The organism is Ruegeria sp. CRTD044, assembly GCF_059613485.1.
Map to the genome: position 1 here is coordinate 60,070 of NZ_JBXWSP010000011.1, position 20,194 is coordinate 80,263.

Below are 20,194 nucleotides of genomic sequence, written 5' to 3' on the forward strand. Positions count from 1 at the left end.
ACAGGCGCAGAAAATGACCGTGACCGCTAACGGCGATTCAACCGTGAAGTGGCTTGTTGTTCGCCGCCCGATAGGCCTGCACATAACCGCGCGCGACCGAACGGACAGCGCGACCGATCTGGGTGTATGCCTCATCCGCCAAATTGGCGAAAGATACTCGTGCCGACCAGTTCGGCGCATCGAAACCGCTGCCGTTCAGCAGCACGATCCCATAGTCCTCGGCCAGTTTGAACGCGATGTCCAACGGGTGGACGTTCTTCTTGATCCAGTCCACGACCTCTTCGCCGACGTATTTTCGCAGCCAGAATTCGAAGTCGATGATGCCGTAGTAGGCATCATAGTGATCACCCGGCTGGACCTCGATCCCCAAGGCTTCGGTCAGCAGGTGGAACCGTCGATGCACCAGTTCGATACAGGCGGCCTGATAGGCTTTCTTTGTGTCGACCAACTCGCAGAGCGAAAACAACGTCATCATGACTTGCTGCGGCAGGGATAATCCGGCGGTGTGGTTCAGTGCCACATCCCGGCTGTCGGCCACCAGCCGGTCGACGAATTTGATCTCGCTGGGGTGCAGGCTAAGCGTGCCGTAACGCTTGTCGAGCTTCTGCTTGATCTCGGCCGGGTGCGCGGCGAGCTTTTCGTCGAAGATATTATCCTGGGCGACGGCGATCACGCCGAGCCGCCAACCGGTGCAGCCGAAATATTTCGAATAGGAATAAACGCCGATAGTGTTGCGGGGCATGTAGCCCATGACCGAGGTGAAATCATGTACGAAAGTGCCGTACACATCATCGGTCAGGACAATCAGGTCCGGCCTGTGGTTCTCGACCAGATCCGCGAGTTTGCGCAGAGAAGCATCGCTGAGGGCCACCGAAGACGGATTGCCCGGATTGACCAGAAAGAAGGCCTTGACCTTGGGGTCCTTCAGCTTTTCGACTGCAGCATCGGTCAGTTGGAACCCATCTTCCTCGTCCGTTTCAACGTGAACGGACTCGAGGCTGTAATCCTCAAGTTCGGGCATCTCGAGATAGGGCGTGAAGATCGGCGTGCACAGGGCAATCGTGTCGCCCGGGTTCAGCAGCCGGTTGGCCTTGAGCGATTTGAAGATATAGCACATGGCCGCTGTGCCGCCTTCCACCGCAAACAGGTCGAACTGCGCATCGGGACGGTGTCCGGCACACATGGCCCACATCAGGTATTCGTGGGCGATGGCGGCGTTGTGTTTCAGAATACGGTCGGGAACAGGGTAGTTGTCGCCGATGATCGAGTCCGTCAGCTCGTGCACGAATTCGTCGGCGTCGAAACCAAAGGCCCGGATGGCGTGGTCGACTACATCCAAAAGCGTGTCGGCGCCCGGCATCTCGGAATTGGCCTTGCCCCACTCCAACAGACGGTCATGGCAACCTGCCATTGCCGGCATCCCCCCCAGACCCGCCGGATGATTCATGACGCGGCGCGACTCGGTCACGGCAAACTGGCCAAGCGCAAAGAACGCTTCACGCGGGCGGGTGGCGACCCAATTGGGATTGCCCCGGCCGGCATTCAAAAAGGCGCTGTTGGATTTGCGCGCCTCGACCGAGGCCAGCTTGATCAGTTCGTCCTTGATCTGAAAGGGGCTGAGGGCTTCGTAATCGTGCAGCTTCAATCTGTCCATGACTCAAGACCTTTCCAAATCAACTGAGGATCAAAACGACGACCATCCCGAATATCGTCAGCAGGGTGTTTCCGATCGCGTAGGGCATGCCGTAGCCCAGGGCCGGAATCCGGCTTTGCGCGGCCTCCTGGATCATGCCGAGCGCAGCCGTCGTTGTGCGGGCGCCCGCGCAGGCGCCAAACAGGATGGCAGGGTGGAACTTGAATACGTAATGCCCGACATAAACTGAGAAAATCATCGGCAAGGACGTGGCCACAATGCCCCATAACAACAGCGCGATACCCGCCTGCTGCAAACCGGCCACGAAACCGGGCCCGGCCGATATCCCGATGACCGCGATGAAGACATTCAGGCCCAGCGTATTCATCAACCACAGCGACGGTGCGGGAATGCGACCGAAGGTCGGGTGAACGGTGCGCAACCACCCCAGCAGCAGCCCGGCCAGCAGCGCGCCACCAGTGGTCGACAGGCTGATTGGAAAACCGCCCATTGTAATTGCAAGCGTGCCTATGACACCCCCGATGAAAATACCCCAGCCCACAAAGGCCAGATCGGTCGTGTCAACGGGCCGGTCGGCGTACCCGATTTCGGCAATGGCCGCCTCGACATGGCGCTTGCTGCCCAGAATGGTCAGAATGTCACCGCGATGCAGAACCGTGCCCGGCAGCAGCGGCAGATCAATCATGTTGCGCGTCAGCTTCGACACATACACGCCACGTGCCTGAGGCATCTTGCTGAGCTCATCCAATGTCTTGCCGTGCACGTCCTTGCTTGTGATCAAAACGTCCAGTTTTTCCGATGGGATGCTCAGCAGTTCGGGCGCATCGGCTTCCTTGAGGCTGGGCTCGAGCGCTCCGACAAGATCACCGCGCCGGCCTGAGAACATCACGACATCACCCGCTTGCAGCACCGTGTCCGCGTCAACCTCGACGATCTTGCCACCTCGGCTGAGGCGTTCGGCATAGACGCGGACGCCGGGCAACAGGTCCTTGACCGGCTGGCCGAGCAATTCGCTGCCTTCGGGAATCTCAAAGGCGCGCGCCTCGATCGCGCGATAGGCCGAAACGATGCCGCCGCCGGTCTCGACATCCTCGCCGCCACTCAGCTTGGCCTCGTATTCCTTGCAGGCGGCCATCAGGTCAACACCGATCAGGCGCGGGCCGATCTTGGCCAGAATGATCGCCGACCCGATCGTGCCGTAGATATATGTCACCGCATAGGCGACCGGGATCTGGTTGGAATAGGTTTTGGCCTGCTCGGCCGACAAACCCAACTGGTTGATTTGGTCGGTCGCCACTCCGATCGCCGCAGAAATCGTTTGCGAGCCGGCATACAGGCCCGCGGCGTAGCCAAGCTCGAGCCCGGCGATCTTGGCCGACACGACCGGCACGACCAGACACAGGGCGAGAACGCTCAGCGCAAAAAGCACCTCGCGCGCGCCGTCAACTTTGAGGCCGCGAATGAACTGTGGCCCAACGCCGTAGCCAACTGCGAAGATGAACAGGATGAAGAAGGTGGACTTCACCGCTGAATCGATACTGATCTGTGCCTGCCCGATCACGACGGCCGCCAACAGGGTGCCCGTGACCGAACCCAGACTGAACCCCATGACCTTGATTGGTCCGACCAAAAACCCGATGCCGATGGCGAGAAAGACAGCCAGTTCCGGATAGGTTTGCAGGATATTCACCAGCCAATCGACCATACTGCGCCTTTCGGGTTTGTTACGTCGCTCAGTCCACCCTGAACGTCAGCTGTCCGGAGGCCCGGACGATTGCGATCAGCGCAGGAATTTCCAAGGTCACGATACCCCACGAGGACCGTTTGTCCATTGAGTTATCTGAATTTGTTTGGCTACCGAGCCGCTCGCAACTGTGTCCGCCAGCGGCGGCACAGGTGTGAAAAATCGTCGGCAACCGCCTGGATCAATCGAACCTGCGCACTGATTTCGGCCCCTGGGATGTCACGGAATGCAGGGACAGGGAATGATCCATGTTCCGCATACGGTGGCGCAGCATTTCACGACCAAGCCGCGCCAAATCAGCTGCGTAGTCAGGGTTTGCGGCGACATTCTCTGCCTCGCCCCGACCGTGGTGGTCGAACAACAACGGCGGCAGGTCAGCTGCGAACTCGACCAGGGTAAAGCGCTCGTTACGCAAGATGCCCAGACACGAGTTGCTGTGACCCGTTTCAAGATCACGCTGAAACTGAGTGGGCGTCAGCGGATCGGCAAAGTCCAGCTCACTGAAGGAATACCGGCGCCAGTCCTGTGGCCCGGCACCACGCAGCAGCGGCAGCAAGGATCGACCATCCATCGAGTTCGGGAGCTCTTGCCCAACCCAGTCCAAGATCGTGGGTGCGACATCAATTGACTCGGTCGGCACCTCGACGCGTTGGCCGGCCATCCGAGCGTTGCCAGGCATGCGAATGATCAGCGGCGTGTGGTAAGCCGCGTCATACACCGACATTTTGCCCCACGAATAATGATCGCCCAGCATCTCGCCATGATCCGCAGTGATCACCACCAGCGTGTCATCGTACTGGCCGCTGTCCTTGAGAAAGCGGATGACCCGGCCGATATGATGGTCAACCTCGGTTGCCAATCCAAGATAGACGGCCCGCAAGGTCTGCGTGTTCTCATCCGTCGGCCCAACTTCGGAAAAACCTTGCACGCAGTCTTTTGGTGTATTCGAGTCCAGAGCGGGTCCAAAGAACGGGTGCACGGCCTTTTCGTCCTCGGGGCTGGGTAGACGGTTTGGCAAAGGCAACGCGTCGGGATCGTACATCCGGTTGTAGGGCGCGGGGGCCACCAGTGGCGGATGCGGACGGATATACGTCAAATGCGCGAACCATCCCGAGTTCCGATAGGCGGCAATTCCGTCCAGAAACCTGTTGGTCAGAAATGCGGTGTCGCTGTCCTCGGCCTTGTAGAGGGCCGGGTCGTTCAGTTTTGGGGCCGACCCATCCGGCGAAACCGGCTTGTAGAGATCCCAGTAGTCTTCGAACTCGTATCCCCGGCGCATCAAGTAGGAACGCCAAAGAAAGGACTCCTCAAGTCGCATTTCGAGTACTTCGTGAAACCCGTGCATCGGGCTTTCGTAGGTCTTCACCGACGGATCATTCGGATGATGAACCCGTGGATCGGCCGAGGTGTCTGTATAGCCGAACAGCATCGGCAGATAGCCGGCTTTTCGCATCTCGGTGGCGATGTTTGGCGTGTCATGGCGCAGCGGCGTTCCATTGCGGACCGAACGATGGTTCATCGCATATTGCCCGGTCAGGATCGAGGCGCGGGACGGCCCGCAGGGATTGGTAACGGAAAAATGCCGGTCGAACGAAACGGCCTCGTCCATGAAGGCGCGCAGATTGGGCAGGTTGACATGATCAGCCAGAGCACCGCGCAGACAATCGGCCCGCAATTGGTCGATGATGATGAAAAGAACGTTTCCTGCTTGGCTCATGCCGTGATTCCCATTGGAAAACTGGTGTTCGACGGTGCGGACTGTGTCGGGGTTCCCTCGGGCAGGCAACCGGTTTTGTGCCAATTCTCGCCTCTTGGGCGACCCGGGCCGTGCAAACCGGTAACCCCCGCGCCCAAATCGCCGCCCGGTTGAACAAAGCCATTGCGGGTCGGAACAGTTTCCCGTCTGATACCGGCATGACGAAGCCCTCGATCGCAGTCGAACAGGAAGGCGACACAGCGCGCGTGATTGTGTCTGGCGAAATGCTGACACAGTCGTTGAGTGGCGTCGAAGACGCCTTTCGCGCCACCCGCCCGGATGCGGCGCATGTGACGGTCGACATGTCCGAAATCGATGCGCTGGACACCGGCGGCGCGTGGCTGATCGCGGACCTGAAAAACCGGTGCTCGGCCATGGGAGCGACCGTGGCTTTCGACGGGTTGAAACCGGCACATTCCGCGCTGCTGGAAACCGTCTCGGAGAACATTCCCAAGGACATTCCCGCCGAGGCCCCGCCAAAAGGCTTCATGCCATGGCTTGAGAGCCTGGGCCAATCAACAGTGGGCGCCGGGCGCGACACCATGTCGATCCTCGGCTTTCTGGGCCTGACCCTGCACCGGCTGGGCCGCACGATGATCATGCCGTGGCGCCTGCGCCGCGCCGCGGTCGTTTCGCAGATGGAGGAAACCGGGTTCAAGGCCCTGCCCATCGTGGCGCTGATGGGGTTTCTGATCGGCGTGGTTCTGGCTTTTCAGGGGGCCACCCAGTTGAAACAGTTCGGCGCGGAAATTTTCGTGGTTGAGTTGATCTCGATCTCGGTATTGCGCGAGTTGGGCATCCTGCTGACCGCCATCATCGTGGCTGGTCGATCCGGCTCGGCCTTCACCGCCTCGATCGGGTCCATGAAAGTGCAGGAAGAAATCGACGCGATGCGCACATTGGGTCTGGACCCGATCGAGGTGCTCGTCATTCCACGGGTTCTTGCACTGCTGATAATGCTGCCGATCCTGGGCTTCGTGGCCGACATCGCAGGCCTTTTTGGCGGCGCCCTGATGAGCTGGATCGATCTGGGCGTCAGCCCCGGAATGTTCATTACGCGCCTGAAGGAAAACACCAGCGTCTGGCATCTGGCGGTTGGGCTGATCAAGGCGCCGTTCTTTGCCATGGTCATCGGGGTGATCGCCTGTTGGCAGGCAATGCAGGTCAAGGGTTCCGCCCAAAGCGTCGGCCAACGCACCACCGCGTCAGTTGTTCAGTCGATTTTCATGGTCATTGCCATTGACGCGCTGTTTTCCATTTTCTTCTCCGAGATCGGTGTCTGACATGGATGGATCCGCTCAGACATCGACCGCTAGGCTGGACGCGCAGCGCGAAGCGGTGATCCGTGTGCGCAATCTGCGCAACCAGTTCGGTCCGCAGGTGGTGCATGACGACCTGAACCTGGATGTCTGGCGCGGCGAAGTGCTGGGCATTGTCGGGGGGTCCGGGACCGGCAAGTCCGTCCTTCTGCGCACCATCGTCGGGCTGAACAAACCGACGGCAGGCAGTATCGAAGTTTTGGGTGTCGACGTGCTGAACGGCCCCGAGACCGACCGCCGCCGCATCGAGAAACGCTGGGGCGTGGCCTTTCAGGACGGGGCACTGTTTTCCTCGCTGACCGTGCTTCAGAACGTCATGGCCCCGTTGCGCGAACACACCGGCCTGAGCGAGAGCCTGATGCGGGCGCTCGGCAGCCTGAAAATCGGTCTGGTCGGTTTGCCGCAGCTGAGTTGTGGCAAGTTCCCGTCAGAGCTGTCAGGCGGGATGCGCAAGCGGGCCGCGCTGGCCCGGGCGCTGGCATTAGACCCCGAGATCGTGTTTCTGGACGAGCCCACCGCCGGGCTGGATCCCATCGGTGCCGCGGCATACGACGAATTGATCGGAGAATTGCAACAGGCCTTGGGATTGACCGTTTTCATGGTAACACATGACCTAGACAGCCTGTACGCGATCTGCGACCGCGTTGCGGTTCTTGCAGAAAAGCGCGTGCTGGTGGAAGGTCCGATTGAAGACATGACCAAGGTCGACCACCCTTGGGTGCAAGAGTACTTCACAGGCCCCCGGGCCCGCGCGGCGCAACAGAAGGGGCAGGACAGGTAGAAGCGATGGAAACCCGGGCGAACTATATCCTGATCGGCGCGTTTACACTGGCGGGCATCCTCAGCGTGTTCGGCTTCTTCCTGTGGCTGGCCAAGTTCGAAGTCACGCGCCAATACGCGTACTATGACGTGCTGTTCGACAACGTGTCGGGCCTGTCAGCCGCCGGTGGCGTCAGCTATAACGGTCTGCCCGTAGGACAGGTGATTTCGCTGGACCTGGATGACGATGACCCGTCCAAAGTAAGGGTCCGGCTTGAGGTTGATGCAGACATTCCGGTGACCACAGACACGATCGCGCAGTTGCAGTCGCTGGGGGTGACCGGCGTCAGCTATGTCGAGCTGTCGGGCGGGTCGCCCGATGCCGAGAGGTTGCCGCAGAACAGTGTCATCAAAAGCAAGCGCAGCGCCATCCAATCCCTGTTCGAAGGCGCACCCAAGGTCCTGGACGAGGCGGTGACCTTGCTGGAAAACCTGAACGCGGTGGTGGATGACAACAATCGCAAGGCCGTGTCGGACATCCTCGACAACCTGGCTTCGGCCTCGGGCCGGCTGGACAAGACCCTGAACGATTTTGAATCCCTGTCCAGCGATCTGGGCGGCGCGGCAAAGGACATCGGGGCCTTCACCAAACGCCTGGATCAGTTGGCCGATACTGCAGAAACCACGCTGACCACCGGAACTGATACGCTGAACAGCATCAAAACGGCCTCGGAATCGGCCAAAACCGCACTGGACAGCGCTAACCAGACGCTGGCCACGGCCAACAAGGCCATCGAAGACGACGTTCGCCCCTTCATCGAGCGCGGGTCGCAACTCGCGGACCGCCTGATCGGGTTGTCGGATGAAGCCGCGGTCACCATGGCAACCGTCAACAACACGTTTGCCAACGCCAACCAAACGCTCGACTCGGTGACCTCGGCCATGGATACGGCAAAAGGAACTCTGGCATCCGCAGAACGCGCGTTCGACTCAGCCAATCGCGTGATGGACGAAGACGTTGCACAGGTTGTTGCCGACATCCGAAACGCCGCCACCAAAGTGGCCGAAACGGTAACGAACGTGACCGACAAGATCGACCAGATTTCAGCGGACGTTCTGAGCGCGTCGCAATCGGCATCGGACCTGTTGGGAACGATCGACGGCATCGTTCAACAAAACCGCCGGCAGGTTTCGGACTTCCTGCGGGTCGGACTGCCACAATTCGTTCGTTTTGTGGAAGAATCCCAACGCCTTGTCATCAGTCTGGACCGTCTTGTCGACAAGGTCGAGCGCGACCCCGCGCGTTTCCTTCTGGGCACCCAAGCATCGGAGTTCCGTCAATGATCAGGCCCCTTCTTCTGACCCTTGCTATCACGACGCTGGGCGGATGTGCCGGTCTGGGCACGTTGAAACAGGCCTCGAAACCGAACGACCTGTATCTGCTGACCCCCAAGAGCACATTCTCGCAGTCTTTGCCCCGGGTGCAAAAACAGATCGTCATCCAGGAACCCACTGCAACCGCTGCGGTCAATACCGACCAGATTGCCGTGCAGCCAACGCCCCTGCAGGTCCAGTATCTGCCGCGTGCCCGGTGGGTGGATCGAGCACCTTTGATCGTTCAGGCGTTGATGGTCGAAAGCTTTGAAAACAGCGGTCGCGTCGCCGCCGTGGGCCGTTCGACGGTCGGCCTGCGCGCCGACTACGTCATCGTTCCGGACCTGCGCGAGTTCCAGGGGATTGTCGTCGGAGAAACCGAAAACTCGAAAACCGTAAAGATCGAAGTGCGAATGAACATCAAGATCATCGACGAGTTCGAAGACAAGATCATCGCTTCCAGTTCGTTCCAGGAAGCCGTTGTCTCGACCAGCGACGAGACGCCGGATCTTGTCGCCGCTTTTGACACCGCCTTGGGCAAAACCATGCGCGACGCGGTTGAGTGGAGCGTGCGGAAGATTCATTCACACGCTGCCAACAATCCGCGCCCGTCGTTGAACTGACGCGGATTGCCCGCCCTTTATTTTGACAGGGATTGCGCCAAACGCATCAGGGTCACGGCTTCGGCCCGATACCCAAAAGGATCGCTCCCACGGGCCGTGTTGCCCATCGCAATTGCATCATCATAGCTCCAGTCGGACAGGTAAGTGCCGCCGCGCAAAAGCTGGCCGAAACCTGCAATCGCGACGGAAAACCTCACGTCATCCGTCTGCCGGCCCTGCCCGACTAGGATCGGTTGCTCGATCAACTGGCTGCGCGTGTCGCCGGGTGTTTTATAACGCAGCTTGAAATAGCCGATTTCATCACTGTCCGAAGCGGGGGCGGTGTTTCCATACCGTAGCGGTGCATTGCGAATTGCGTTGGAGCCGACCGGCGTGACTTCGTAGATCGCGGTCACGCTGTGGCCTGCACCTATGTCGCCCGCATCAACAGTGTCGTTCGAAAAGTCCTCGCGGCGCAAAGCGCGAGTTTCGTACCCGATCAGGCGGTACTCGGCGATTTGGGCAGGGTTGAATTCGACCTGAATCTTGACGTCGTTGGCAATCGGAAACAGCGCACCGGTCAGTTGGTCAACCAGCACTTTGCGGGCCTCGCTCAGCGCGTCGATGTAAGCCGCCTGTCCGTTTCCGTTCTGGGCCAGGGCCTGCATCGTAGCGTCATCAAGGTTACCGCGCCCGAAACCCAAAACGCTCAGATATGTTCCGCTGTCGCGCTTGTCAGAGATAAACTCCTTCAGAGCTTCAGGATCTGACAGACCGACGTTGAAATCCCCGTCCGTGGCCAGAATGACCCGCGTCACCTCGCCCTCGGCGGCCATGTCTTCAGCCACCTGATAGGCTTGCTGAAGCCCGGCTTGTCCCGCTGTGGATCCGCCCGCGTCCAACTGTTCGAGCGCCCGCAGGATCTTGGCCTGGTCGGCTGCGGTTGTCGGCTCCAGAACCTGGCCCGCACTGCCTGCATAAGTCACGATCGACACCTGATCCGCGGGTCGCAACTCGGGCAACATCAGGCGCAGGGACTGTTTCAACAAGGGCAACTTGTTGGCGTCCTGCATCGAGCCCGAGGTGTCGATGAGAAAGACAAGATTGAGCGCCGGACGCTCCTCGATCACCGGAAGCGTTCCCTGAATGCCGATATGGACCAGTCGGGTACCGGTATTCCAGGGGCTGGGCATGACCGTGATGCTTGGCTGAAACGGCACCGCGCCGTCCGGCGCCGGATAGGTGTAGGGAAAGTAGTTTACCATTTCTTCAATCCGCACCGCGTCACGCGGGGGCAAGTGACCAGCCAGAAGCGAGGACCTGACGATGGCGTAAGATGCGGTATCGACATCAATCGAAAACGTCGAAACCGGTTCTTCCGCGGTGACCTTGAGTGAGTTGGTTTCGGCGTTTGCAAATTCTTCGGACGACTGCTCGGGTCGCGCTGGCGGATGAAAAGCGTCACTCGAAACCGAAGGGGCCACTGTGCTGTCACCGAGGTGGCCTTGCGAGAGAAGGCTGCGCTTTGCCAGAGGTTCCAGCGCTTCTTCCACAACCATCGGCGCTTCGACAACGGGTTCCTCAAGATCCATCTCGGCCGTTTCAGCGTCTGATCTTCCGGATGGCCGAACCGCCTGCGGCTGGCCGATTACTCGGGTCTCAGTACCGAACCTCGGGGACAGCACACCGTCCCGTATCTGCGGCACGATCATGATCAGCGCCACGGCAGCGATGGCTGTTGTGGCGGCCAGCGCGCCGCGGGTCGAAATTGCATTCAACATGGCTTTGGTTCCTTCTGTCACGCGGGCCAACGGGCCTCGCTTGACATTGGGACGCGTACCGGGTCGGGATCCTTGGAACTCGGCAAAGTTTTTTCTGGCCAGTTCCAGATTGACGGCCCGCCGCTTTTCATCCGGTGCAGGCGTTGCGGCATCCATCAGTGTTTTCAGATCATCGAGCTCATCACTCATTGGGCAAGCTCCTCTTGTTTGATCGCGCGCAGGCGCTTTCGGGCTTCGGACAGGCGCCATGAGACCGTGCCCTCGGACACGCCCAGCACGTCGGCGGCCTGTGCATGGGTCATTTCATCATCCAGCGTCAGCGCCAGTGTCTGGCGCAGATCTTCAGGCAAGCTCTGCATGGCCCGTTGCAGCCATGACAAGGCCTCGGCCGTCTCGACGGCTTCGGCGCGCCGCATCTTTTCCACATCGCCCCAGCCGATTGCTGCCCGGTTTCGGCTGGCCGTTCGACGCCGCGCATCGTGTGCCGCGTTGCAGACGACCCGATACAGCCAGGTCGTGAATTTTGAATTCGCTCGAAAACCGACAATTTTTGCGGGCAAGGCTGCACATATGTCCTGCGTCAGATCTTCGGCGACCTCGGCGCTGCCGGTCAGCCGAAAGGCCAGCCGGAACACGCGGTCATAATGCCGCCCAAGCAGCGTCGCGAACGCTTCCGCGTCCCCGTTGGCGGCCCCATGGGCCAATTCTTCATCCGAGGTCAGTTTGCTCATTCTGACTATTCAGACGCAGGACAGGAGCTGATCCTTGGAACATTCAAGAAAAAATTCAGAAATGGCTGGCCGACGCCTTCTGCCAATCCGCCGCAAATTCCTGCGGCACTGTGCCTTTCAACAAGGCACCTGGCTCGATAAAGGTGTAAAGCTCCGCGTATGAGCACTCGCGCTCGTTGGCAATTCGGCGGTAGATATCGGATGGGCCAAGGTCAGATACGCGCTCTTTCCCCATTGCACCCAGTATTTCGCGAAAGCTTTCCAGGGTGGCGTCATGAAAGCGGTGAACCCGCTTGCGTTTTTGCGGCACGTTGACCGCGCGGCCACGAATGGGATCCTGTGTTGCCACGCCCGACGGGCAGCGGTTCGTATTGCAATGCAGGGCCTGAATGCAGCCCACGGCGAACATCATCGCCCGCGCCGCATTGCACATGTCGGCTCCAAGCGCGAATTTCTCGATCATGTCATAGCCGGTTGCCACTTTGCCTGAACAGATCACCCGGATTTTGTCCCGCAAGCCTACTCCGCGCAGGCAGTTGTTCACGAAGATCAGCCCTTCGTTCAACGGTACGCCCAAACGGTTGGTAAATTCCACAGGCGCAGCGCCGGTCCCTCCCTCGGCCCCGTCAACGGTGATGAAATCGGGCAGAATGCCCGTTTCCAGCATGGCCTTGCAGATCCCCATGAACTCGGACCGGTTGCCGATGCACAGCTTGAAACCGACGGGTTTGCCCCCGGACATTTCGCGCAGGTGCTGCGCGAAATGCATCAAGCCCGTTGGCCCGTCAAAGGCCGAGTGAATGGGCGGCGAAATCACATCCTGATGCACCGGTACGCCACGAATAAGAGCGATCTCTTCATCGACCTTGGCCGCCGGCAGAACACCTCCATGGGACGGTTTCGCGCCTTGAGACAGCTTGATCTCAATCGCCTTCACGACATCCTTCTGGGCATTCTGGGCGAACTTGTCCTTGTCAAAGCCGCCCTCTGCCGTCCGACAACCGAAGTATCCGGTGCCAATCTGCCAGATAATATCGCCGCCTTCGGCAAGATGGTGCGGCGACAGCCCGCCCTCGCCCGTGTTGTGTGCAAAACCACCATCCTTGGCCCCGCCGTTCAGGGCGCGGATCGCGTTGGCGCTGAGTGCTCCGAAGCTCATCGCTGAGACGTTCAGCCGCGATGCGAGATAGGGCTTTTCACACTGAGGACCGCCAAGCATCACACGCTCTTCGCTTTCCGGAACATCCTTGGGCGCAAGCGAGTGGTTGGCCCGGTGATACCCGACTTCGGTGATATCGTACTGGGTGCCGAAGGCCTGAGTGTCGACCTGTCCCTTTGCTCGTGAATACACCAGCGCGCGAATGATCCTGTTGAAGGGCCGCCCGCTTTCGTTGGTTTCCACGAAATACTGGCGGATTTCCGGGCTGACGAACTCCAGCATATACCGGAAATGGCCCAGAACCGGATAGTTGTTCAGTACGTTGTGTTTGGTGGTCAGCATGTCGTACAGCCCGACCAACGCGTAAGGGACCAGCAAAATCAGCAGCCAGAATGCCGGAGGCCAGTACAAACCCCAGACCACGGTCAAAGGCAGAACCACATAGGTCACGACATAATAGATTCGACGTACGATCATCTTGCTCTCCCTTGGGCCAATCGGTCAGAGGTTGGCCTTGAGTTCCTTGACCCAGTTGTCCCACTGAGCGTGTTCACCCTTGGCCAGCAGGATGCCTTCTTTCAGTTTCGACATGCCGAAACCCCAGGCCATCTTGGTATCGATATGCGGAGGCATGACCAACTCGCCGGGCGTGACCATGGCTTCGATGATGAATGGCTTTCGGCTGGCTTTGGCCCGCGCGACGGCCTCGGGGATGTCAGCCGCATGTTCCACACGGACACCATCCCCACCGCAAACCCTCGCGTATTCCGCAAAGTCCGGGTTCACCAGATCGGTAGCAGCGCGATTCAGCGGATAACCCGCCACCTCCATCTCCATCTTCACGAAGCCGAGCGTCTGGTTGTTGAAGACCAGCACCTTGATGGGCCACTCGTAGCGCACGGCAGTCACGAAATCCTGCATGGACATGCCAAAGCCGCCGTCCCCGCAAAAGGCCCAAACCTCGCGCTGCGGATCCAGTGCGGCGGCTCCCAACGCCGAAGGCAACCCGGACCCCAGTGACGAATGGTTGAACGACCCCACCATGCGCCGTCCGCCTTTCATCCGGGTATGACGCGCCACCCAGACCGTGCATTCGCCGATGTCCATTGCAAATATCGCGTCATCGGCAGCCTGGTCGGAGACCTGCCGCGCGAACAGCTGCGGGTGGAGTGGCTCGGTGTCGCGCTCGAGGCTGGAGTCGCGGTCTTGCTGCGCAAGCCATTTCGTACACAGCTTGACCTGGTGATTGGCAAACGACCTGTCATCCTTCGCTGCCAACTTAGGCAAAAGCAGATCCAGCGTCGCGCCCACATCTCCCAGCAAGCCCGATGCGATGGGCGCGCGGCGTCCCAGATGTTCGACGTTGCGATCGATCTGGATGATCTTCGCGTTTTCCGGCAGGAACCACTCGTATGGGAAGTCCGTCCCCAGCATCACCAGCACATCGCAGTCGCGCACTGCATGATACCCGCCGGGATTGCCGATCAACCCGGTCATCCCGACCACGTTGGGATCATCATAGTCAAAAATGTCCTTGCCCTTGAGGGAATGCGTGATCGGCGCGTTCAGCCGCTGGGACAGAGCCAGAACCTTGTCCTTGGCTTCTCTGCATCCCACGCCGGCGAAAAGAGCGACTTTCCTGCCCGCGTTGATGATCTCGGCCGCACGGTCGATTTCGGATTCGGGCGGGATCAGCGTTGATGGCGTTTTCAGGATCGGGTGCAGTTGGTGCAAGCTGGGCACCTTCTGTTCGGATACGTCGATGGGCAGTTCGATCCGCACGACCTCGCGGTTGATCAAGGCGCGTTGCACGGCGATCTGAGCCAGTCGCGGCATCTGGTCCGGCGAATTGATCACGGCCTGATAGCCGCAGACATCCTCGAACACCTTCTCTAGATTGACTTCCTGGTGGTATCCGGTCCCGCGCTCCCGATGAGCGACCTGACCTGTAATCGCCACGACCCCTGCACCCTCGCGCCGGGCGTTGTACAGTCCATTGATCAGGTGAAGCGCTCCGGGACCGACAGTTCCGGCACAAATCCCGATCCCACCGGTCAGATGCGCCTGGGCATAAGCTGCATAGGCTGCGTTTTCCTCGTGCCTGACCCCGATCCATTCGAACCGGCCATCCCCGCGCATGGCTTCAAGCAGGGGGTTGAGCGCATCGCCCGTCACGCCGAAGATCTGGCGTCCTCCGGCATCCGCGAGAATATCCAGCAATACCTTGCATACGGAATTCGACGTCATGACCTGCCCTCTGGTTCCGACCCCATCGGGCCTGTCCCGATAGATCGTGGGCAGGTTGCCCTTTGATTGCAAGCCTTTGTACAGCCACCCTAGGCATCGGGCGGATTTGCGGTGGCTTGGTTGCGGCGGTTGAACCCAGGCGGCACAGCCGCTATCCAAATCCAAACCCCACAGGCGGAGAAGCGTCCTTGGCTAAAACTCAGGCGGCAGTTTCGGGGAAGCCCATGATGTACGCCGCCGTCTTTGTCGGCGGGGCGGCTGGGTCGATCCTGCGCGAACTTTTTGCGCTGGAAATTCCGGGGATGCCGTTGCTGACATCGACCTTCGGCATCAATGTCGTGGCCTGTTTCATTCTGGGATGGCTCTACGCCATACGAGGCCGGGTGCATGCCCATGTTCTGCACCTCGGGGCCGTTGGTTTCTGCGGCGGATTGTCGACGTTTTCGTCCTTTGCCGCCGAACTGGAACGGATCGCTGAAACCGACGGCTGGTCGGTCATCTTCCCGTTGGCGGCCGAAGTCATCTGTGGTTTGGGCGCGGCCATTCTGGGCGAGGCAATCGGACGCCGCCACCACTCAGGGGAGCGGGCCGAATGACCGATCTGTATCTGCATGCCGTGTTTGGGCTGGGCGGCGGACTGGGAGCAGTCCTTCGCCACTGGGTCGCGCGGGCCATCACCCACGACCTGCCGGTCTCGACGCTGGTCGTGAACGTATTGGGCAGCCTGTTGTTGGGGCTTTGGATCGGTTACCTGGGCGGGCCCGTGGAGATGGCCGAAGAAGAAAAGCGCCTGGTTTTCGGTTTTTGCGGAGGGTTCACGACATTCTCCAGCTTTGCCTACCAGTCTCTTGAACTGCAGCGTGAGCGGACGATTGTCCTTGCGGGTGGAAACATCCTGCTCAGCCTCGGACTGTGCTGGCTGGCCCTGTGGCTGGGACTGTGGCTGGGACTGTGGGTGATGGGCTAGCCGGTCGCTACATGCCCGGCATGTGCATCCGCATAGCCAGATTGCCCAGGATCCAGACCGTTCCAAGAATGATGATCAGCAGAACCAGCGTCGAGAACAGGACCAAATCCAGATCTTCGCGGCTGCTGCGGCGACGGTCGATATGCAGGAAATAGACCAGTTGAACGATCAACTGCGCCAGACCCAACAGCCCAATTGCAAGATAGACACCCTTGGTCTCGATGCCGAACCAGTAGGCGATCGCAAACACGATGAGTGTCAGCAACAGCGAGCCGCCATAGCCGACGACATACCGGCGCCGCTCACGCCTGTGCATCTCGGACCGTTTATCCATAGGTCAGCCCTCCGAAATACACGATGGTGATGATGCCGATCCAGATCAGGTCAAGGAAGTGCCAGAACAGCGCCAGCCGCACCACGCGCGAGATCACGAGGTCGGTCATCCCCATGACCCGCAGTTGAATGCCAAGAACGACCAGCCAAACACAGCCCGCCGCCACATGCAGCCCGTGCAGAGGCACCAGCCCGTAGAAGGCGGACAGGAAACCGCTGCGCTGCGGGATGCCGCCCTTTTCCGCCATCGACATGAAATCACGGATCTCGAGGACCAGAAAACTCAGCCCAAGCAGCAGCGTAACCGCGAACCACAGAACGATCCGACCGCGCGGCAGGTTGTATTTCAGCGCCAGCATGGCAAGTCCAACAGTCAGACTGCTGGTCAACAGGATCAGCGTCTGGGCAAAGATGCTATAGAGATCGAACAACTCGTGCGGGCCCGGACCACCGGCCTGCGCGTCGATCATGGTGATGTAGACTCCGAACATCAGTCCGAAATAGACTAGGTCGCTCATCAGAAAGACCCAGAAACCGAAGGTCACCACTTCGGTCGCCTTGTGGGCGCTGGCATGACGCCGCCCAAGGTTCAGACCGGGGTAACTGTGGGTTGGTGCAGGCTTCATGTCGCTGCCTCCAGATCCGGTCGGGCAAGCCCGGTGTTTTCTGGCGCGCCTTCGTGATCCCGGTTCACAGGGGTCGTGTTGCGGACCAGGTCCAGCCAAGCCTCGTGCTGCCTGCGCACGTCTTCAGCAGAAACCACTTCTTCGGTATCGGTCTGAAAGGTCCACAGGATGAACGACAGGATCATCATCACTGTCACCAGCGCCGCCAGCCACCAGATCCACCAGACCAGCGCAAACATCCACACACCACTGAGCACGCAGAGCACGAAACCGATGCTAGTGTTGCGCGGCATGGTGATGTCCTCGTACCGGTCGGGGTGCGGGTAAGCCTCGCCACGCTCTTTCGCGGCGGCAAAATCGTCGCGGTCTGTGACATGCGGGATGATCGCGAAATTGTAGGGCGGCGGCGGCGCGGGGATCGACCATTCCAGCGTGCGGGCGTCCCAAGGGTCGCCAACCGGAACGCGGCTCTGTTCGCGGTTCCGGATGCTGACCCACAGCTGCACGACGACCGAAAGCAAGGCCGCCAGAATGACCAGCGCGCCGATGACGGCCGTGATCATGTAGGGGTGAAAGCTCGGGTCCTCCCAGCTGTAGGAGCGGCGCGGCATACCCATCAGACCCACGAAATACAGCGGCAGGAAGGTCAGCATGAAGCCCACCGTCCACAGCACGACCGAAATCCGCCCCCAGGCCTCATCCAGGCGGAAGCCAAAGGCCTTGGGAAACCAGTAGTTGTAGCCAGCGAGCAAGCCGAATAGGACACCCGGCAGCAACACGTTGTGGAAATGCGCGACCAGGAACAGCGTATTGTGCACTTGGTAATCGACGGTCGGGTTGGCCAGGATCACACCGCTGAGCCCCCCGATCACGAAAAGCATCAGAAAGGCCAGCCCGTACAGCATCGGCACCGAGAACCGGATGCGGCCGCGATACAGGGTGGCCATCCAGTCATAGACCTTAACGCCGGTGGGAATGGCGATCAGCATCGTGGCGATCCCGAAGACCGCGTTGATCAGGGCGCTTTGGCCCATGGTGAAGAAATGGTGCAGCCAGACGGTGAACGACAGCACCGCGATCGACATGGTCGCGATCACCAGCGAGTTATAGCCATAGAGCCGCTTGGCCGAGAAGGTCGCGAAGACTTCGGAATAGATGCCATAGGCCGGCAGAACCAGCAGATAGACCTCGGGGTGGCCGAACAGCCAGAACAGGTTGGCATAGTTCATCATGTTGCCGCCCAGGTCATTGGTGAAGAAATGGAAATCAAGATACCGGTCGGCGGCCAGCAACAGCGCCGCCACCCCCAAAGGCGGCATGGCGAACACGATCAGGATCGAGCTGCAGATGATCGTCCAGCAATACATCGGCAACCGCATGAATTTCATCCCCGGCGCGCGCAGCTTGTAGATCGTGACGGCAAAGTTGATCCCCGTCAGGGTGGTGCCAATGCCCGACACCACGATCGCCCAGATCCAATAGTCCGGCCCCACGCCTGGATTGAAGGCCGCGCCGGTATAGGGCGGATAGGCCGTCCAGCCGCCGGTGGAAAACTCGCCCACCACCAGGCTGACCATCAGCATCATCCCCGCCGAAACCGTCAGACCGAGGCTGATCTGGTTCATCACCGGAAAGGCCACGTCGCGCGCGCCGATCATCAGCGGGACAAGGAAATTCGCCAGTCCGAACACGAAAGGCACCGCAACGAAGAAGATCATGATCGTGCCGTGGGTGCTGAACAGCTCGGCAAAGTGTTCGGCCTCGAGGAACCCCTCGCCCGGCCCGGCCGCCTGTTGGGCACGCATCACGACGCCTTCCAGAACGCCGCGCGCCAGCATGACGATGGCAAAGACGATATACATGATGCCGATCTTCTTGTGATCCGCGCTGGTCAGCCAGTCACGCCACAGCGGCCCCCACAGGCGAAACCAGGTGAGCAGCCCCAGAACCGCGACCACACCGACGATCACGACGCCCGCCGCGGCATTGGCTACGATTTCATTCGTATTGGGATCCTGGATCAGCCCGGCGATGGGGAAGGCATCCCAGTTCAGACGGCCGAAGAAACCGGACTCGGCAGATGTCATTGCTTGTCCTCCTGCCCGTATTGAGCGGTTCCCGGTTGCTGATCCTGTGGCAGAGGTTGCCCGTTGTGATACCGACCCAGAATGCTGTGGAACAGGTCGCCGTCATCCAGACGGAAATACAGCGCATTGTCCGGCATCTGCGCGGTGCCAAGCGCGTTCTGAACTTCGTCCCGGTCCGTCCGCATGGCTAACGTCCGGTAGGTTGAAGGGTCCAGAACGATACCGTTCTGCCGAACACGGTCGACCCATGAGTCGAAATCCGGCGGCGGCATCGCGACCGTCTGGAACTTCTGCTTGGTGAAGCCGCGCCCGTTGTACTGGGTGTTTTCGCCCTGCATTTGTCCGGGGGCATCAGCCACGAGATGCAATTGGGTCGTCATTCCCGGCATCGCATAGATCTGCCCTGCCAGGGCTGGAACCATGAACGACTGCATCACCGTGTCCGTCGTCAGTGTCAGGGCGACCTGTTGTTTTGTCGGTACCCCGAACTCACCCACCGTCGCGATGCCCAAGTCGGGGTAGATGAACAGCCATTTCCAATCCAGCCCCACCACCTGCACGCGCAGGGCTGGTTCATCGCCGAACGGGGCCGCGTAAGGGTCCAGCCGGTGGGTTGCTTTCCAAAGATAAAAGGACAGCAGCGCCACGATCACCACCGGCACACCCCACATCGCGGTTTCCAGCATGGGCGAGAAATCCCATTTGGGCCGATAGGCAGCCGGGCTTTGCGCGCGGCGCCGATAGCGTAGAGCGATCAAGGGGACCAAAACCAAAACCGGAATGACCGCGATCAGGATCAACGCGGTTGCGCGCACCAGGTGTGTTTTTTGGACCGCCGCAATAGGACCTTGAGGATCCATGAAACTGTCGCTGGCCAGAGCCGATTGCGCCGTGCCCAACCACAATACGACCACGATCAGCGCTGTCAGTACCGCAGGTATAGTCCTGTTTCCACTCACGCCGGATCGCCCTCATCAAACCTCAGGTTGGTGCAACTATCGGCAGAGTCAGCAAATTTCACAAGGTTTTTCCCCGGCGGCCAGGAACCACGTCAC

The 20,194-nt window shown here is 59.9% G+C and carries 17 protein-coding genes; 6 read left to right on the forward strand and 11 right to left on the reverse strand.

Annotation, left to right across the window (positions count from 1 at the left end; all coding sequences use genetic code 11):
- Positions 1–37: 37 nt before the first annotated feature.
- The 3 genes from AC2FNL_RS10330 to AC2FNL_RS10340 all read right to left on the reverse strand — a co-directional run bounded on the left by AC2FNL_RS10330 (position 38) and on the right by AC2FNL_RS10340 (position 5,115).
- Complete coding sequence (locus AC2FNL_RS10330; RefSeq protein ID WP_496833481.1) at positions 38–1,654, reverse strand: bifunctional aspartate transaminase/aspartate 4-decarboxylase; 1,617 nt, start codon at positions 1,652–1,654, stop codon at positions 38–40.
- Positions 1,655–1,673: 19 nt separating this feature from the next.
- Entirely contained in the window at positions 1,674–3,359 is a 1,686-nt protein-coding gene (gene aspT / locus AC2FNL_RS10335; protein WP_496833483.1) for an aspartate-alanine antiporter, read from the reverse strand.
- 220 nt (positions 3,360–3,579) lie between these two features.
- Entirely contained in the window at positions 3,580–5,115 is a 1,536-nt protein-coding gene (locus AC2FNL_RS10340; RefSeq protein ID WP_496833484.1) for a sulfatase-like hydrolase/transferase, read from the reverse strand.
- A gap of 197 nt (positions 5,116–5,312) precedes the next feature.
- Here AC2FNL_RS10340 and AC2FNL_RS10345 point away from each other — a divergent pair, with 197 nt between their 5' ends.
- Genes AC2FNL_RS10345 through AC2FNL_RS10360 form a run of 4 tightly spaced genes read left to right on the forward strand, consistent with a single transcriptional unit; the run spans position 5,313 to position 9,229 of the window.
- Positions 5,313–6,437 (forward strand): MlaE family lipid ABC transporter permease subunit, encoded by a 1,125-nt coding sequence (locus AC2FNL_RS10345; protein WP_496833485.1) that lies wholly within the window; start codon positions 5,313–5,315, stop codon positions 6,435–6,437.
- A gap of 1 nt (position 6,438) precedes the next feature.
- Positions 6,439–7,254: an ABC transporter ATP-binding protein gene (locus AC2FNL_RS10350; protein WP_496833487.1), complete on the forward strand. Its 816-nt coding sequence runs from the start codon at positions 6,439–6,441 to the stop codon at positions 7,252–7,254.
- Positions 7,255–7,259: 5 nt separating this feature from the next.
- Positions 7,260–8,576 carry an MlaD family protein gene (locus tag AC2FNL_RS10355; RefSeq protein WP_496833488.1) on the forward strand — a complete coding sequence of 439 codons (1,317 nt, stop codon included), beginning with the start codon at positions 7,260–7,262 and terminating at the stop codon, positions 8,574–8,576.
- Positions 8,573–9,229: an ABC-type transport auxiliary lipoprotein family protein gene (locus AC2FNL_RS10360; RefSeq protein WP_170341335.1), complete on the forward strand. Its 657-nt coding sequence runs from the start codon at positions 8,573–8,575 to the stop codon at positions 9,227–9,229. The genes AC2FNL_RS10355 and AC2FNL_RS10360 overlap by 4 nt, the downstream gene beginning before the upstream one ends.
- Before the next feature lie 17 nt (positions 9,230–9,246).
- Here AC2FNL_RS10360 and AC2FNL_RS10365 read toward each other — a convergent pair whose 3' ends face one another.
- The 4 genes from AC2FNL_RS10365 to AC2FNL_RS10380 are packed head-to-tail and all read right to left on the reverse strand — an operon-like array spanning position 9,247 to position 15,126.
- A complete protein-coding gene (locus tag AC2FNL_RS10365; protein WP_496833489.1) occupies positions 9,247–11,178 on the reverse strand; it encodes a vWA domain-containing protein in 1,932 nt (643 codons plus the stop codon).
- Complete coding sequence (locus AC2FNL_RS10370; protein ID WP_496833490.1) at positions 11,175–11,720, reverse strand: RNA polymerase sigma factor; 546 nt, start codon at positions 11,718–11,720, stop codon at positions 11,175–11,177. Before AC2FNL_RS10370 ends, AC2FNL_RS10365 begins: the two co-directional genes overlap by 4 nt.
- Before the next feature lie 55 nt (positions 11,721–11,775).
- Positions 11,776–13,356 carry an FMN-binding glutamate synthase family protein gene (locus tag AC2FNL_RS10375; RefSeq protein WP_496833491.1) on the reverse strand — a complete coding sequence of 527 codons (1,581 nt, stop codon included), beginning with the start codon at positions 13,354–13,356 and terminating at the stop codon, positions 11,776–11,778.
- A 24-nt stretch (positions 13,357–13,380) separates the two neighbouring features.
- Positions 13,381–15,126 carry a thiamine pyrophosphate-dependent enzyme gene (locus AC2FNL_RS10380; RefSeq protein WP_496833492.1) on the reverse strand — a complete coding sequence of 582 codons (1,746 nt, stop codon included), beginning with the start codon at positions 15,124–15,126 and terminating at the stop codon, positions 13,381–13,383.
- 224 nt (positions 15,127–15,350) lie between these two features.
- Here AC2FNL_RS10380 and AC2FNL_RS10385 point away from each other — a divergent pair, with 224 nt between their 5' ends.
- Positions 15,351–15,722, forward strand: coding sequence for a fluoride efflux transporter FluC (locus AC2FNL_RS10385; protein WP_496833493.1), 372 nt, complete (start codon positions 15,351–15,353; stop codon positions 15,720–15,722).
- Positions 15,719–16,093, forward strand: coding sequence for a fluoride efflux transporter FluC (locus tag AC2FNL_RS10390; protein ID WP_496833494.1), 375 nt, complete (start codon positions 15,719–15,721; stop codon positions 16,091–16,093). The genes AC2FNL_RS10385 and AC2FNL_RS10390 overlap by 4 nt, the downstream gene beginning before the upstream one ends.
- Before the next feature lie 7 nt (positions 16,094–16,100).
- On the opposite strand, the gene AC2FNL_RS10395 is transcribed toward AC2FNL_RS10390, so the two are convergent.
- From AC2FNL_RS10395 to AC2FNL_RS10410, 4 genes are read right to left on the reverse strand one after another with little or no spacing between them, the layout of a single operon-like run.
- Positions 16,101–16,427, reverse strand: a complete 327-nt coding sequence (locus tag AC2FNL_RS10395) for a cytochrome o ubiquinol oxidase subunit IV (RefSeq protein WP_254435610.1) — start codon at positions 16,425–16,427, stop codon at positions 16,101–16,103.
- Positions 16,420–17,052: a cytochrome c oxidase subunit 3 gene (locus AC2FNL_RS10400; RefSeq protein ID WP_496833495.1), complete on the reverse strand. Its 633-nt coding sequence runs from the start codon at positions 17,050–17,052 to the stop codon at positions 16,420–16,422. Before AC2FNL_RS10400 ends, AC2FNL_RS10395 begins: the two co-directional genes overlap by 8 nt.
- Positions 17,049–19,139 (reverse strand): cbb3-type cytochrome c oxidase subunit I, encoded by a 2,091-nt coding sequence (locus tag AC2FNL_RS10405; protein WP_496833497.1) that lies wholly within the window; start codon positions 19,137–19,139, stop codon positions 17,049–17,051. The genes AC2FNL_RS10400 and AC2FNL_RS10405 overlap by 4 nt, the downstream gene beginning before the upstream one ends.
- On the reverse strand, positions 19,136–20,098 hold the full coding sequence (locus AC2FNL_RS10410) for a cytochrome ubiquinol oxidase subunit II (RefSeq protein ID WP_496833498.1): 963 nt from the start codon (positions 20,096–20,098) through the stop codon (positions 19,136–19,138). Before AC2FNL_RS10410 ends, AC2FNL_RS10405 begins: the two co-directional genes overlap by 4 nt.
- Positions 20,099–20,194 lie beyond the last annotated feature (96 nt).